This is a genomic window from Acinetobacter sp. YH12064, from assembly GCF_013419735.1.
In the GTDB taxonomy this organism is placed as follows: Bacteria; Pseudomonadota; Gammaproteobacteria; order Pseudomonadales; family Moraxellaceae; genus Acinetobacter; species Acinetobacter amyesii.
Genome location: NZ_VOZP01000020.1, coordinates 1 through 13,239, shown reverse-complemented (window position 1 = coordinate 13,239; position 13,239 = coordinate 1). Strand labels below are relative to the sequence as shown.

Annotated in this window: 18 protein-coding genes; 15 read left to right on the top strand and 3 right to left on the bottom strand. The window is 41.6% G+C overall.

Going from position 1 to position 13,239, the window contains the following annotated elements:
* Positions 1-66: 66 nt before the first annotated feature.
* Complete coding sequence (locus tag FTU13_RS15890; protein WP_180025025.1) at positions 67-729, bottom strand: elongation factor P hydroxylase; 663 nt, start codon at positions 727-729, stop codon at positions 67-69.
* A 97-nt stretch (positions 730-826) separates the two neighbouring features.
* Between FTU13_RS15890 and FTU13_RS15885 the strand changes: the two genes are divergently transcribed.
* From FTU13_RS15885 to FTU13_RS15840, 10 genes are all read left to right on the top strand, one after another.
* On the top strand, positions 827-1,384 hold the full coding sequence (locus FTU13_RS15885; RefSeq protein ID WP_078194223.1) for a DUF177 domain-containing protein: 558 nt from the start codon (positions 827-829) through the stop codon (positions 1,382-1,384).
* Positions 1,385-1,461: 77 nt separating this feature from the next.
* The gene (rpmF, locus tag FTU13_RS15880) at positions 1,462-1,644 is read left to right on the top strand and encodes a 50S ribosomal protein L32 (protein ID WP_004279227.1); all 183 of its coding nucleotides are present in this window, start codon (positions 1,462-1,464) and stop codon (positions 1,642-1,644) included.
* 205 nt (positions 1,645-1,849) lie between these two features.
* Positions 1,850-2,830: an ACP S-malonyltransferase gene (gene fabD, locus FTU13_RS15875; RefSeq protein WP_180005433.1), complete on the top strand. Its 981-nt coding sequence runs from the start codon at positions 1,850-1,852 to the stop codon at positions 2,828-2,830.
* A complete protein-coding gene (gene fabG / locus FTU13_RS15870) occupies positions 2,827-3,561 on the top strand; it encodes a 3-oxoacyl-ACP reductase FabG (protein WP_078190055.1) in 735 nt (244 codons plus the stop codon). Before fabD ends, fabG begins: the two co-directional genes overlap by 4 nt.
* Before the next feature lie 85 nt (positions 3,562-3,646).
* Entirely contained in the window at positions 3,647-3,883 is a 237-nt protein-coding gene (gene acpP / locus FTU13_RS15865; RefSeq protein WP_078190054.1) for an acyl carrier protein, read from the top strand.
* A gap of 191 nt (positions 3,884-4,074) precedes the next feature.
* Complete coding sequence (lysM, locus tag FTU13_RS15860) at positions 4,075-4,548, top strand: peptidoglycan-binding protein LysM (RefSeq protein ID WP_078190053.1); 474 nt, start codon at positions 4,075-4,077, stop codon at positions 4,546-4,548.
* Between the two features lie 106 nt (positions 4,549-4,654).
* Positions 4,655-5,005, top strand: a complete 351-nt coding sequence (locus tag FTU13_RS15855; protein ID WP_180128848.1) for a hypothetical protein — start codon at positions 4,655-4,657, stop codon at positions 5,003-5,005.
* Positions 5,006-5,188, top strand: coding sequence for a hypothetical protein (locus tag FTU13_RS15850; protein WP_180128849.1), 183 nt, complete (start codon positions 5,006-5,008; stop codon positions 5,186-5,188).
* A gap of 65 nt (positions 5,189-5,253) precedes the next feature.
* On the top strand, positions 5,254-5,751 hold the full coding sequence (locus tag FTU13_RS15845) for a hypothetical protein (protein ID WP_180128850.1): 498 nt from the start codon (positions 5,254-5,256) through the stop codon (positions 5,749-5,751).
* The gene (locus FTU13_RS15840; protein WP_180128852.1) at positions 5,741-5,914 is read left to right on the top strand and encodes a hypothetical protein; all 174 of its coding nucleotides are present in this window, start codon (positions 5,741-5,743) and stop codon (positions 5,912-5,914) included. The genes FTU13_RS15845 and FTU13_RS15840 overlap by 11 nt, the downstream gene beginning before the upstream one ends.
* A 69-nt stretch (positions 5,915-5,983) precedes the next feature.
* Here the strand turns inward: FTU13_RS15840 and hemJ are convergent, their stop codons facing one another.
* Entirely contained in the window at positions 5,984-6,436 is a 453-nt protein-coding gene (gene hemJ / locus FTU13_RS15835; protein WP_180022661.1) for a protoporphyrinogen oxidase HemJ, read from the bottom strand.
* Between the two features lie 68 nt (positions 6,437-6,504).
* Positions 6,505-7,734, bottom strand: coding sequence for a beta-ketoacyl synthase N-terminal-like domain-containing protein (locus FTU13_RS15830; RefSeq protein ID WP_111885033.1), 1,230 nt, complete (start codon positions 7,732-7,734; stop codon positions 6,505-6,507).
* A 273-nt stretch (positions 7,735-8,007) separates the two neighbouring features.
* On the opposite strand from FTU13_RS15830, the gene FTU13_RS15825 reads away from it, so the two are divergent.
* From FTU13_RS15825 to FTU13_RS15805, 5 genes are all read left to right on the top strand, one after another.
* Positions 8,008-9,468, top strand: a complete 1,461-nt coding sequence (locus FTU13_RS15825) for an EcsC family protein (protein ID WP_180128853.1) — start codon at positions 8,008-8,010, stop codon at positions 9,466-9,468.
* A 155-nt stretch (positions 9,469-9,623) separates the two neighbouring features.
* Positions 9,624-9,998, top strand: coding sequence for a 30S ribosomal protein S12 (gene rpsL / locus FTU13_RS15820; RefSeq protein WP_000246374.1), 375 nt, complete (start codon positions 9,624-9,626; stop codon positions 9,996-9,998).
* A gap of 178 nt (positions 9,999-10,176) precedes the next feature.
* Positions 10,177-10,647 carry a 30S ribosomal protein S7 gene (rpsG, locus tag FTU13_RS15815; RefSeq protein ID WP_005011815.1) on the top strand — a complete coding sequence of 157 codons (471 nt, stop codon included), beginning with the start codon at positions 10,177-10,179 and terminating at the stop codon, positions 10,645-10,647.
* A 131-nt stretch (positions 10,648-10,778) separates the two neighbouring features.
* On the top strand, positions 10,779-12,914 hold the full coding sequence (gene fusA, locus FTU13_RS15810) for an elongation factor G (RefSeq protein WP_111885035.1): 2,136 nt from the start codon (positions 10,779-10,781) through the stop codon (positions 12,912-12,914).
* Between the two features lie 93 nt (positions 12,915-13,007).
* Positions 13,008-13,239: GTP-binding protein (locus FTU13_RS15805; protein WP_249680400.1), on the top strand; the 232-nt coding region annotated here is incomplete at its 3' end.

The following is a 13,239-nucleotide window of genomic DNA, read 5'->3' as shown; positions in this document are numbered from 1 at the left end:
GGCTCTTGCCATTATGTCGCGGTCTATTCGCTTTGTGCAATGTGAAATGCAGTCAAATTGTATAATTTAATCAAGCATTTCACGTTGAAATTCATTCGCCTGTAACATTTTGCCAGCACGTGTACAGTGGCAAATGCATTGGATAAAGCGCCAAGCATCGCGTGGAAGTTTGGCTTCACCTTTAAAATAAGCCTGTAATTGTGCATAGACATTATCTTTAAAGCTGCTGCCATCTCCTCCTTCACCAGTGAGGTTATCGAGTGATACACGAAACTTACGTCCAAAGGCTTTGGCAAATAACCATTCGATCGCTTGGGGCTTAATCTCCACTTGTTCAAAGAGGGCTTGTTGCTCTTTGCTGCGACCATCTGGTGCATACCAATAGCCTAAATCAGGAAGTAAACGGCGTTGATCACCAGCAATAGTCCAATGACTAATTTCATGCAAGGCGCTATTGAAATAACCATGAGCAAATTGAATGCGGGCAGGGCCGTTTAAATCGGCAGGAAAGTACTCGGGCTCACAGTCACCTTTCACTAAGCACACATTCAGGTGGGAAAACCAATGATTAAAGTGTAAGATGAGCCAATCGACGTGTTCTGTTTCTGTGGAAAGTTTCTCCCAAGCCGAGAGTTGCACTTGGTCAGTTGAAATGTCAGAATCAAGCGTTGAAATTGTGCTCATAAGTGATGAAACATTCACTTCTGTTTGCGGCTGCAACAGATGCATAACTTAAGTTACCCAAATGGTCTGTCTAAATAAGTACAAAATTGTATCTTAATCTTTGACAGAGTACTGATGAATTTGTAGAATTGCCGCCTTAATTATGTCAGCAAATACCTTTCCGGCACAGATTGAGCCGTTTAAATGGGCTGAACAGGGCTTTAAATGGTCAGGAACACTGCCATTATCTCGCTTTGTTCGTATTGCTCGTGAAGCTGTTGGATCAATTGATGATCAATTGATTAACATAGACTGTAAGCTATCAATGGATGCTTATCATCGCATTGTATGGCTAGATGGTCATGTTGAAACAAATGTTCCAATGGAATGCCAGCGTTGTCTGGATACTGTTGAGATCCCGCTTGTTTCAAGTTTTCATCTAGCTCTTGTAGATGACGAGTCACTGATAGAGCGCTTGGATGAGGATGCTGATTTCATCGTTTTAGGTGAAAGTGAAGCAACAACCAAAGGTTCATATGATGCGCCTGCGACTGCTGATTTACTCTCACTGATAGAGGATGAATTGTTATTGTTGATGCCTTTGTCACCTAAGCATGACGCTTGTGAACATAAGCATCAACCTGCCGCTGAAGAGCTTGTTGAAGAAAAACGGGACAACCCGTTTGATGTTTTGGCAGGTTTGAAGGGTAAACTTAACTAATTTTTGTGTTATACTCTTGAGTATAAGACAATCGAATTTGTTCTGATCCATTTTTTCGATCTTTGTAAGGAGCCATCATGGCCGTTCAGCAAAACCGTAAAAGTCGCTCTCGCCGTGACATGCGCCGTTCACATGACGCTTTAACCGAGAATGCATTAACTGTAGACCAAGCTACTGGCGAGACTCACCGTCGTCACCACGTATCTAAAGATGGTATCTACCGTGGTCGTCAATTATTCGCTAAAGCATCTGCTGAATAATTGGTGATGTATTAAGCGTCAAGCTTAGTAGAAAAAATGGGAGCGTTAAGCTCCCTTTTTTTGTACCGATTTTTTGTTGCATTTGGCAATTACCAAGACAAAAATTAAGTGTTAAATTTCCGTCCCTGAAACAAGCTTACATGGGATTGTGTTGAATAAATGTCCAAATAGCATAAATTCACCAGTCTTGATAAAGGATTTTTTTATGTCTGCTAAACAACTCGAGCAAGCAGCTCAAGCTACTAAAACTGCATTCGTGTTCCCGGGTCAAGGGTCACAGAAAGTCGGCATGCTCGCTGAACTTGCAGAACAGTTTAGTAGTGTGCAAGCAACATTTGCAGAAGCATCAGAAGCGGTTGGCTTTGATCTTTGGCAAATTGCGCAAAGTGGTGAAGGGTTAAACCAAACAGAATTTACTCAACCTGTACTCCTGACTGCCAGTATTGCTTTATGGCGTGTGTGGTTAGAGTTAGGTGGTGTTGCACCGAAATACCTTGCAGGTCACTCATTAGGTGAATACAGCGCCTTGGTTGCTGCAGGTGCGATGAGCCTAGGTGATGCCGTTAAACTGGTGAACCTACGTGGTCAGTTAATGCAAAGTGCTGTACCTGAAGGTCAAGGTGCAATGGCGGCAATTTTGGGTCTAGATGATGCCAAAGTCATTGAACTTTGTGCTCAAGCAGAAGGCCAAGGTTCAGTAGATGCTGCAAACTACAATGCACAAGGTCAAGTTGTCATTGCTGGCGATAAAGCCATGGTTGAAGCGGTTATGGCTGCTGCTAAAGAAAATGGCGGTAAGGCAATCGCACTTCCGGTTTCTGTGCCATCGCATTGTGCATTGATGAAACCTGCTGCTGAACAGTTTGCGACAGCATTGGAACAAACTGCCATTGAGCTGCCTACTATACCTGTAATACAAAATGTAGGCGCTGAAATCGCGACTGATGTAGCGCAATTACGTCAGGCGTTAACTGCACAGTTATACCAATCTGTACAGTGGACAAAGACCATGCAGTATTTGCAAGACCAAGGTATTCAGTACATTGCTGAATGTGGTCCGGGTAATGTCCTTGCGAATCTCGCAAAACGTTTGCCAAATATTGAAAAAGCATTCCCACTCGACACGAAAGGTCGTATGGAAGATGCACTGAATGCCATTTTAGTGGCAGAAGGGAAAATTGCATGACACAAGAACGCAAAGTTGCTTTAGTAACAGGTGCGAGCCGAGGGATTGGAGCAGCAATTGCTCAGCAATTGATTCAAGACGGTTATTTTGTTGTTGGTACTGCAACTTCAGAAGCGGGTGCGGAAAAATTATCTGCTGCTTTTGCTGAAAATGGTGCCGGTAAAGTTCTAGATGTACGTGATGCAACTGCAATTGATGCATTGGTATCAGACATTGAGCAAAACTTTGGTTCTGTATTAGTTTTGGTAAACAATGCAGGTATTACCAAAGATAATTTGTTACTTCGTATGTCAGAAGATGATTGGGATGACATTCTCAACATTCATTTGAAAGCCGTTTATCGACTTTCTAAACGTGTTTTAAAGGGCATGACCAAAGCACGTTTTGGCCGAATTATTAATATTAGTTCTGTGGTTGCACATTTTGCTAACCCAGGGCAAGCAAACTATTCTGCTGCAAAAGCAGGGATTGAGGCCTTTGGTCGCAGCCTTGCAAAAGAGATGGGAAGCCGCCAAATCACTGTAAATGCAGTGGCTCCGGGCTTTATTGCAACAGAAATGACAGAACAGTTAAGCGAAGAAATTCGTAAAAAAATGAGTGATCAAGTGGCTTTAAACCGTTTAGGTGAGCCGCAAGATATCGCAAATGCCGTAAGTTTTCTTGCTTCTGAAAAGGCAAGTTACATTACCGGAACTGTATTACATGTAAATGGTGGTTTATACATGAGCTAAGCGCTCAAGTATAAACTTTCAAAACGATTTAGATTCAATTAAACTAACGGCATTAAAAACGCCACAAGCAATGAGGAGAATTCCTGTGAGCGATATCGAACAACGCGTAAAACAAGCAGTAGCTGAACAACTTGGTCTTAAAGCAGACGAGATCAAAAACGAAGCTTCTTTCATGGATGACTTAGGTGCAGATTCTCTAGACCTAGTTGAATTAGTTATGTCTTTCGAAAACGATTTCGACATCACTATTCCTGATGAAGATTCAAACGAAATCACTACTGTACAATCTGCAATTGACTATGTTTCTAAGAAACTAGGTTAATTTTAGATTTCAGCGATGCTGATTTAAAAAGCCACCATTCGGTGGCTTTTTTTATGCCGAATATTTTGTTTTTACATTAGCTTACGTTTCTGTCACCAACAACAACTCAAAAGCGGTTATTTTTTAGCTATAAGAATAGAGTTTGAACAATAGTTAAATGATTTAAAACAGTAAAAACAACGGAGAAAAATATGGGTCTTTTTGATTTTGTAAAAGGTATTGGTAAAAAAAATACAGCACCTGCAGAGCCTCAGGCAGCGCCAGCAACACCTTCTGAACCATCTGCACAAGAAATTGCCAATAAGTTATTGGGTCATATCAAAGCACTGGGCTTACCCGTAACAGGCTTGTCTGTGAGTTATAACGGGACTTCAGATCTAGCAACAGTGAAAGGTCAGGTACAAAGCCAAGCAGATCGTGAAAAGATTATCTTAGCAGTAGGAAATATTGATCATGTGGCGCAAGTGGATGATCAGTTAACAGTGACGAGTCCTGAGCCTGAGAGTAAGTTCTATACTGTCAAGTCGGGGGATAACCTATCTAAAATCTCTAAAGAATTTTATGGTGATGCAAATCAATACAATAAAATTTTTGAAGCAAACCGTCCTTTGTTAAAAAATGCCGATGACATTTTCCCAGGGCAAGTACTGCGTATTCCTGCATAAGTATTTGCGTTTAAAACAAAAAGCCATCTTGTGATGGCTTTTTTTTGTATGCGTGAATGGTGGAGTTGAATATAATGCGGCTGAAATAATTCAAAATAAGAAATCAATGAAACAAAAAATCATCTTTATTTTCTTGCTGTTGCTTGCAGTTGTTGTGTGTTTTTGTCTTTGGCTGCGGTGGGAGGAGCGTATTGATCCTCGGGTGCTCAAGTGGCAGCAGTCTGAAATTTCTTATCATTCAAATTACACACAAGAGCCGTATTTTAACTTGCTTGGGCTGAATGCTGGAGATCGGTTTTCGGCATTGAATGTTGGGCGCTATCGTTATCATCAAGATTGGGCATTTAGTTTGTTGGGGCAAGAGCATCAGAATGCATTGGGCCAGCCATTGAATGCGAAGCTAACGCGTGAAAAGTGGTCAGAAGAACAGACGAATTTAGTTGCGGAGTTTCAGTAATTGCTGGTCGATGATCCTACGGCGGTTAGTGCATTTGTTGTTGAGCATTGTCTGGTGCTTGGTGCGTTGATACAGCAAGAAAAGGTGCCGTTGCAGCGCTTTAACACATGGTTGCAGCATGCAGACCAATACCGCAGTTTAAGTATGCCGAGTAATTCCACATATCCAGACTTAAGTATTTAAATCAGTTGGCGATCCTTTATCAGATCAATATTGCGTTAAATAAAGAGGATAAGCTGGATGCATATATGGCTGAATATCAAAGATTGCAGCAGATGCTTGAGCGCCCGATCTCATTGGTTGAAAGGATGTTGATTCAAAACTGGCTGGCACGTTATGTTCGAATTATATGTAATGAGCAATTAAAGACTGGACAAGTTGTTTATTTGGAGCCTTTAAGTACTCGTCAGTTGAGTTTGCGCTCAGCAGCGCAATTCGAAGCCTATGGCGTATATGCGGTGTTGAAGCAGGTGCAGCAATCATCGGGCTGGAATACCTCCTTGATGTATTGGTTGTATTTGCCAAATCAAACTGCAAATCAATTGTTTAAGCAATATGAAGAGGCGGCACAGCTATCTGAGCTTTCTTATGATTCGTTTAGGATGCAGGCTGGTCAAAAACAGGGACAGTATTCATCTTGGCATATCAAAAACTATTTGGGCAATACTTTGTCCAATATAGAGGGGGGCTTGGGAGCGCTATGTACTTGCAGGGCACATTTTGAATGCTTGTATTATGATTTTTAATTTGTTGAATAAGGGTGCGACTGATTTAACGCAGTTGAATCAAAATAGCTACGGCCGACGTTTCTTTAAGAAAGAGGGGATGTTGTGTGCTGAAGTACCGTATCCGCGTGAGCAATTTAGAGCACACAATTGGAATATTTTAGATAGCTGTGTGCAGTTGTAGTTTTTGTATATAAACATTTTGATATAGAAATAAAAAAGCCCCAATGAGTAGGGGCTTTTTTACAGTCGTTTAGAAGCTTGGCTTCACTACAACTAAAATGACAACCGCAAATAAAATCAAAGTGGGCATTTCATTAAAATAACGCCAGAATTTATGCGACTTATAATGTGCATTTTCGATAAGCTTTTTACGGTAATAACCACAAACAAAATGATAAATCACCAATAGTCCAACCAATCCAACTTTTAAATAGAACCAAAGCGCTTCATGGTAGTGTCGTGTTGCATCACCCCAATCGACGAGGAAGTGCGCCGTGATCAGTGTAGCAATCATAGCGGGCCACATAATGCCGCGGTATAGCTTACGTTCCATGATTTGAAAGCGCTGATGACTCGTAGCATCATCACTCATAGCGTGGTAGACATAAAGGCGAGGGAGATAGAATAGCGCTGCGAACCAGCAAACAACTGCGATGATATGCAATGCTTTTACCCAGAGGAAAGCATCTGATGGAGCATCCATATATTAACCCTTAAAAGGGCGGTGGGTATGTGCTTTGGCACCGAAGCGCCAAAGCAGCAAACTTTATATTATGCTTCCCATTTTTTGAAAACGAGGCAAGCGTTTACACCGCCAAAACCAAAACTGTTACTCATCACAGTATTCAATTTTGCATCACGTTTTTCAAGTACGATATCAAAAGGTTTTGCACCTTCGTCAAGTTCAGTCACGTTGATATTTGGTGCTATAAAGTCATTTTGCATCATTAAAATAGAGTAAATCGCTTCTTGTACACCTGCAGCACCCAGACTGTGACCGGTCATCGATTTGGTCGAGCTGAGCGGAGGAACTTGTCCTTCACCGAAAGCACGCTCCATCGCTTTAAGTTCAGTGACATCGCCTGCCGGAGTAGATGTACCGTGTGTATTAACATAGTCGATGGTATCTACACCATGTTGTTTAGCTTCTTCTAAAGCCATAAGGATACAACGCGTCGCACCTTCGCCCGATGGTGCAACCATGTCAGCGCCGTCAGAATTTGCTGCATAGCCGACAACTTCAGCCAAAATGTTTGCACCACGTGCTTGAGCATGTTCAAGTGACTCTAGTACAACGAAGCCACCGCCGCCAGCGATCACGAAACCGTCACGGTCAGCAGAGTAAGGGCGGGAAGCAGTTTCAGGAGTGTCATTGTATTTTGAACAAAGTGCGCCCATTGCATCAAATAAAAGACTTTGTGACCAATGGTCTTCTTCACCACCACCGGCAAGCATTAAGTCTTGTTTGCCCAATTGAATCAGGTTGTATGCATAACCAATGGCATCTGCAGATGTTGCACAAGCGCTAGTAATCGTATGTGCAATACCTTGCATTTTAAATGCAACACCCACGTTTGCGGTAATGGTGTTGGTCATGTTACGTGGTACAAAGAATGGACCAACTTTACGTGCACCTTTGGTGTCTAGAAGTTCTTTCATTTCAACAACAGATGCAGTTGAACCACCACCTGAACCACCCGCAATACCGTAACGTGGATTACCACCGATTTGTTCTGCTGTTAAACCTGCATTTTCTACTGCAGCCAAAGCTGAGTTGTATGCATACATTGCGCATACGCCCATAAAGCGTTTTAAGCGGCGGTCAATACCGTCAAAATTTTGTTCTGCAGCCGCACTGACATGACTTTTAAAATTAAGTTCAGCATAACTTGGGTTGAAACGTGTTCCAGAAATCCCGTTTTGCAAAGAATGAGTGACATCTTCTAATGTATTACCAATGCATGAGTTGATGCCCATACCAGTGATTACAACACGTTTCATCTACAGATCCTTTATAGGTAGTGTGTGAGCAAGCTATTGAAAGTATACGAAGGAAACTTTCTAAATAGGCGAACTCATATAATTTGATTGGAATAATGATAGCAGAAAGCTTTTTGAATTCTTATGGCAAATCCTATGCCTATTTTTGACTGAGCTAATTTGCAACGATGCAGCAAAAAACTTAACTTAAAGATACATATTCAAGTTGTGATAAAGTTTGACTACACCTAGTATTTATCAATAATTTAAAGAATAGTTTTAATGAGGTAGTGAATGGTGAAAACGAATAATAAACCAACGGCAGGTCTACTCTCAAACGCCTTTGGAGTGGCTAAAAAGCTCAGTTCTACTGGGGTATCTATCATTAATCATGTCGCACCAGAATCCGTAACTAAGGTCATTCAACCTCAAAAAAATGGTCAAACCTTGGAGGGTCAGTCAAGGCAAGCGGGCGTATTTGATGTAAAAAAATATGATAATCCTCAGCAAATCTTGCGTGAACACGTTCCAAATGTTTCTAGACAATTATTGGGTCGACATTTTAATACTGTAAATAATGTGGCTAATTTTGTTGCTCCTCAATTTAGTGAGAAAATTTCTGATTATTTATTTGATCGACTTAATCATTTTAGTTCGGATATTTCATCTGTAGATGCTGTACTGGATGAAGCTGGGGTACGTGATTTAGAAGAGTTGACACAAGATGTCGATCGTTCGCGTCGTATTAGTCAGGCTCTGGGTGAGCAAAATAAATGGATTGCTTCGATTCAAGGGGCTTTAACAGGTGCGACAGGTGTCATTGGTTCAAGTATTGATATCCCTGCTTCACTGATTATGACTCTGCGAGTGATTTATCAAGTTGGACGTTCTTATGGTTTCGACTTAAGCAAAGAAAGTGACCAAGATATTGTTCAGTTTATTTTTAAACAGGTCGACTTGAGTTTAATTGCAGAAAAACAAACTTTGCTTATGGCAATAAAAGCTCTGAGTAGTACGCTACAAAATAGTGATTTACATCAATTGCAGCAATTGGTGGGTTCAGATACTGATGCAGCAGCATTGAAAAAATATGTACTAGATGAAAATGGTCAGTTTAAGTGGGCATGGCTCAATCAAATGCCAAAAGTTTCATTGTTAAATCAGCTATCACGATTATCTCCTGTGGCGAGTGTTGGTGTAAGTGTGGTGTATAGTCGCCGTTTAGTGGATGAAGTGAATCAGAAGGCACAGCAAGTCTTTTCTAATGCGCGCCAATATATTTTGCAGCATCAGGATATTAGCTTGTCACCTTTACATGCCTATGAGCGTTCTCTTGAGTTGCTTGCTCAAGCAACACCTAAATTACTAGAAGGTATTAAGGCGAAAGATATTGATTTGGCTGAGCCTGTACTAGATCAGACCATAGATGTTACAGGTCATGAGAGTATCCGCGCAGTAAAAGTCATCAAAAAAGCACAAGTTAAAAACTCTGATGCAGCCGAAGTGGAAGTAGAGCAGGAACAAAAAGTCTCAGAAGGTTTGGAGGCACTTGCGGAGAAAGTTGTTGAGCCTCATGCACCCGGGGCTGCGCAAAAACCTGCTTTAGCTGAAAAAGATGAGTTTGATGTGTTGGAATCTGTACAGCAGGAGGATGTCCCAGTGGAAAAAGCTGCACCCAAAACTAAGCCGCGTAAAGCCAAAACAGCAGCCGTAGATAAAGTTACAAAAAAATCAGCAGATTCTTCTGAAAAATAAACTATTTATTTGTGGGTGAAAAATTGCGCAAATCATGATGAATAAATGTTTTCGATGATCGTATATTGTTGACCAATTTTAAGTCTTCGCTTACAATTGCATGCCCTCAAAAAGTAGTATTTTTTGGGGCTTTTTATTAACGGGAGAATTGCCAAATGGCAACAACAAATCAGTTGATCCGTAAGGGTCGTACAACTTTAGTTGAAAAATCTAAAGTTCCTGCGTTGAAGGCTTGTCCACAACGTCGTGGTGTTTGTACACGTGTTTACACAACTACACCTAAAAAACCTAACTCAGCAATGCGTAAAGTTTGCCGTGTTCGCTTAACTTCAGGTTTTGAAGTTTCTAGCTACATCGGTGGTGAAGGCCATAACCTACAAGAGCACAGTGTTGTTCTTATCCGTGGTGGTCGTGTTAAAGATTTACCAGGTGTACGTTACCATACCGTTCGTGGTTCTTTAGACTGTGCTGGTGTTAAAGATCGTAACCAGTCTCGTTCTAAATACGGTGCTAAACGTCCTAAGAAATAATCTGAAAAGATTAACTTCTTAGTTCGTTAGAACTGCAATCCTTTATCGTCTCGCTTGTCTGATTTCTGCATTTTTTGTGAAAATTCCAAGCGACGTATAGTAAGGCCAGCGAAAGCACATGACACTTTGTGCACCTGCTGGAGTAACCTGAAGTGTCATATTTATTAGGTGTATTAAAATGCCAAGACGTCGCGTAGTTGCTGCCCGTGAAATCCTTCCGGATCCTAAGTTCAGCAGCCAAACAATCGCTAAATTCATGAACCACGTAATGCAAGATGGTAAAAAATCTATTGCTGAAAGTATCGTTTACGGTGCTTTAGACCGCGTTCAAGAAAAATCTAAAGTAGACCCAGTTGAATTTTTCGAGACTACTCTTGAAAAAGTTCGTCCTATGGTCGAAGTAAAAGCACGCCGTGTTGGTGGTGCTACATACCAAGTGCCTATGGAAGTACGCCCATCCCGTCGTACTGCCTTGGCTATGCGTTGGTTAGTAGATGCTGCTGCTAAGCGTTCTGAAAAAACTATGGCTTTACGTCTTGCTGGTGAGTTGCTTGATGCAGCTGAAGGTAAAGGCGCAGCGATCAAAAAACGTGAAGATGTGCATCGTATGGCTGAAGCCAACAAAGCCTTCTCTCATTACCGTTTCTAAGCGGATAAAACAGCCCCTATTCAGGAGGGTGACAAATCAGTTGTCACTGTTTTGTCATCGAATCGCTTTAAGTTGCTATGCAGCTTAAAGCGTCCTGTTTTAAACAACAAAATTTAGGAATGCTAGAAATCATGGCTCGTCAAACCCCAATTTCTCGTTATCGTAACATTGGTATCTCTGCGCACATTGATGCTGGTAAAACTACCACTTCTGAACGTATTTTGTTCTATACAGGTGAGAGTCACAAACTTGGTGAAACTCACGAAGGTTCTGCAACTACAGACTGGATGGAACAAGAGCAAGAACGTGGTATTACTATTACCTCAGCGGCAGTAACATGCTTCTGGAAAGGGATGGGTAACCAATTCGAACAGCACCGTATTAATGTAATTGATACCCCAGGACACGTAGACTTCACTATTGAAGTTGAACGTTCTATGCGTGTTCTTGACGGTGCATGCATGGTTTACTGTGCTGTAGGTGGTGTACAACCTCAGTCTGAAACTGTATGGCGTCAAGCAAATAAATATAAAGTTCCACGTATTGCATTCGTGAACAAAATGGACCGTACTGGTGCGAACTTCTTCCGTGCTGTTGAACAAGTTAAAACACGTCTTGGTGGTAATCCAGTGCCAATCGTTGTTCCAATCGGTGCAGAAGAAAACTTCCAGGGTGTTGTTGACCTAATCGAAATGAAAGCGATTATCTGGGACGAAGCGTCTCAAGGTATGAAGTTTGAATATGGCGAAATCCCTGCTGAATTAGTTGATACTGCTAACGAATGGCGTACTAACATGGTTGAAGCTGCTGCGGAAGCATCAGAAGAACTCATGGACAAGTACCTTGAAGAAGGTGAGTTAACTAAAGAAGAAATCGTTTCAGGTTTACGTGCACGTACATTGTTGAATGAAATTCAACCAATGCTTTGTGGTTCAGCGTTCAAAAACAAAGGTGTTCAACGTATGTTGGATGCTGTAATTGAATTCTTACCTGCGCCGACTGATGTCGAGGCGATTAAAGGTATCCTTGACGACAAAGACGAAACTGAAGGTTCTCGTGAAGCGTCTGATGATGCTCCGTTCTCGGCGCTTGCGTTCAAAATCATGAACGACAAATTTGTAGGTAACTTAACATTCGTACGTGTTTACTCTGGTGTGCTTAAAGCAGGTAGCCCTTGCTATAACCCAGTTAAAATGAAGCGCGAACGTGTTGGCCGTATCGTACAGATGCACGCAAATGACCGTCACGATATTGAAGAAATTCGTGCGGGTGATATCGCAGCATGTGTAGGTCTTAAAGATACTACGACTGGTGATACATTATGTGATGAAAATAATGTAATTACACTAGAGCGTATGGAATTCCCAGAGCCAGTAATTGCGCTTGCGGTTGAGCCTAAAACTAAAGCAGACCAAGAAAAAATGTCAGTTGCTTTAGGTCGTTTGGCGAAAGAAGACCCTTCATTCCGCGTACGTACTGACGAAGAATCTGGTCAAACAATTATTGCTGGTATGGGTGAGCTTCACCTTGACATTATTGTTGACCGTATGAAGCGTGAATTCAACGTTGAAGCGAACATTGGTAAACCAATGGTTGCGTATCGTGAAACTATTAAAAAGTCAGTTGAACAAGAAGGTAAGTTCGTACGTCAAACTGGTGGTAAAGGTAAGTTTGGTCACGTATACGTACGTTTAGAACCACTTGCTGAAGATGCTGGTAAAGACTACGAGTTCGCTGAAGAAGTTGTTGGTGGTGTAGTACCTAAAGAATTCTTCGGTGCGGTTGACAAAGGTATCCAAGAACGTATGAAGAATGGTGTCCTAGCTGGTTATCCAGTTGTTGGCATCAAAGCGACATTGTTCGATGGTTCTTACCATGACGTCGACTCTGACGAATTATCGTTCAAAATGGCTGGTTCTTACGCATTCCGTGACGGTTTCATGAAAGCAGATCCTGTTCTTCTTGAGCCTATCATGAAAGTTGAAGTAGAAACTCCAGAAGACTACATGGGCGATATCATGGGTGACTTAAACCGTCGTCGTGGTCTTGTTCAAGGTATGGACGATTTACCTGGTGGTACTAAAGCTATCCGTGCAGAAGTTCCACTTTCTGAGATGTTTGGTTACGCAACTCATATGCGTTCTATGTCTCAAGGTCGTGCGACTTATTCTATGGAGTTCGCTAAATACGCTGAAACACCACGTAACGTGGCTGAAGGCATCATCGCTAAGTTCCAATCTGGCGGTAAAAAAGGTGACGACGAGTAATCTTTCGATTACTATAAGCCCAAACTAATTCATAGTTAAAAACCAAATGCTCATGCAGTATCCCTGCATGAGTAGTTTAAAAAGGAAGATCTCATGGCTAAGGCTAAGTTCGAACGTAATAAGCCACACGTTAACGTGGGTACAATTGGTCACGTCGACCACGGTAAAACTACTTTAACAGCTGCAATTGCAACTGTATGTGCAAAAAAATTCGGTGGTGAAGCGAAAGATTACGCTGCAATCGACTCTGCACCAGAAGAAAAAGCACGTGGTATTACAATTAATACTTCACACGTAGAATACGATTCTCCAATCCGTCACTACG

Coding starts and splice junctions, on each gene's coding strand:
- hemJ (WP_180022661.1), bottom strand. CDS start 6,436: ATGGATGCTCCATCAGATGCTTTCCTCTGGGTAAAAGCATTGCATATC.
- FTU13_RS15845 (WP_180128850.1), top strand. CDS start 5,254: ATGGCTGAATATCAAAGATTGCAGCAGATGCTTGAGCGCCCGATCTCA.
- rpsL (WP_000246374.1), top strand. CDS start 9,624: ATGGCAACAACAAATCAGTTGATCCGTAAGGGTCGTACAACTTTAGTT.
- fusA (WP_111885035.1), top strand. CDS start 10,779: ATGGCTCGTCAAACCCCAATTTCTCGTTATCGTAACATTGGTATCTCT.
- FTU13_RS15855 (WP_180128848.1), top strand. CDS start 4,655: ATGAAACAAAAAATCATCTTTATTTTCTTGCTGTTGCTTGCAGTTGTT.
- FTU13_RS15830 (WP_111885033.1), bottom strand. CDS start 7,734: ATGAAACGTGTTGTAATCACTGGTATGGGCATCAACTCATGCATTGGT.
- FTU13_RS15840 (WP_180128852.1), top strand. CDS start 5,741: ATGATTTTTAATTTGTTGAATAAGGGTGCGACTGATTTAACGCAGTTG.
- FTU13_RS15885 (WP_078194223.1), top strand. CDS start 827: ATGTCAGCAAATACCTTTCCGGCACAGATTGAGCCGTTTAAATGGGCT.
- lysM (WP_078190053.1), top strand. CDS start 4,075: ATGGGTCTTTTTGATTTTGTAAAAGGTATTGGTAAAAAAAATACAGCA.
- FTU13_RS15890 (WP_180025025.1), bottom strand. CDS start 729: ATGCATCTGTTGCAGCCGCAAACAGAAGTGAATGTTTCATCACTTATG.
- FTU13_RS15825 (WP_180128853.1), top strand. CDS start 8,008: ATGGTGAAAACGAATAATAAACCAACGGCAGGTCTACTCTCAAACGCC.
- fabG (WP_078190055.1), top strand. CDS start 2,827: ATGACACAAGAACGCAAAGTTGCTTTAGTAACAGGTGCGAGCCGAGGG.
- fabD (WP_180005433.1), top strand. CDS start 1,850: ATGTCTGCTAAACAACTCGAGCAAGCAGCTCAAGCTACTAAAACTGCA.
- rpsG (WP_005011815.1), top strand. CDS start 10,177: ATGCCAAGACGTCGCGTAGTTGCTGCCCGTGAAATCCTTCCGGATCCT.
- rpmF (WP_004279227.1), top strand. CDS start 1,462: ATGGCCGTTCAGCAAAACCGTAAAAGTCGCTCTCGCCGTGACATGCGC.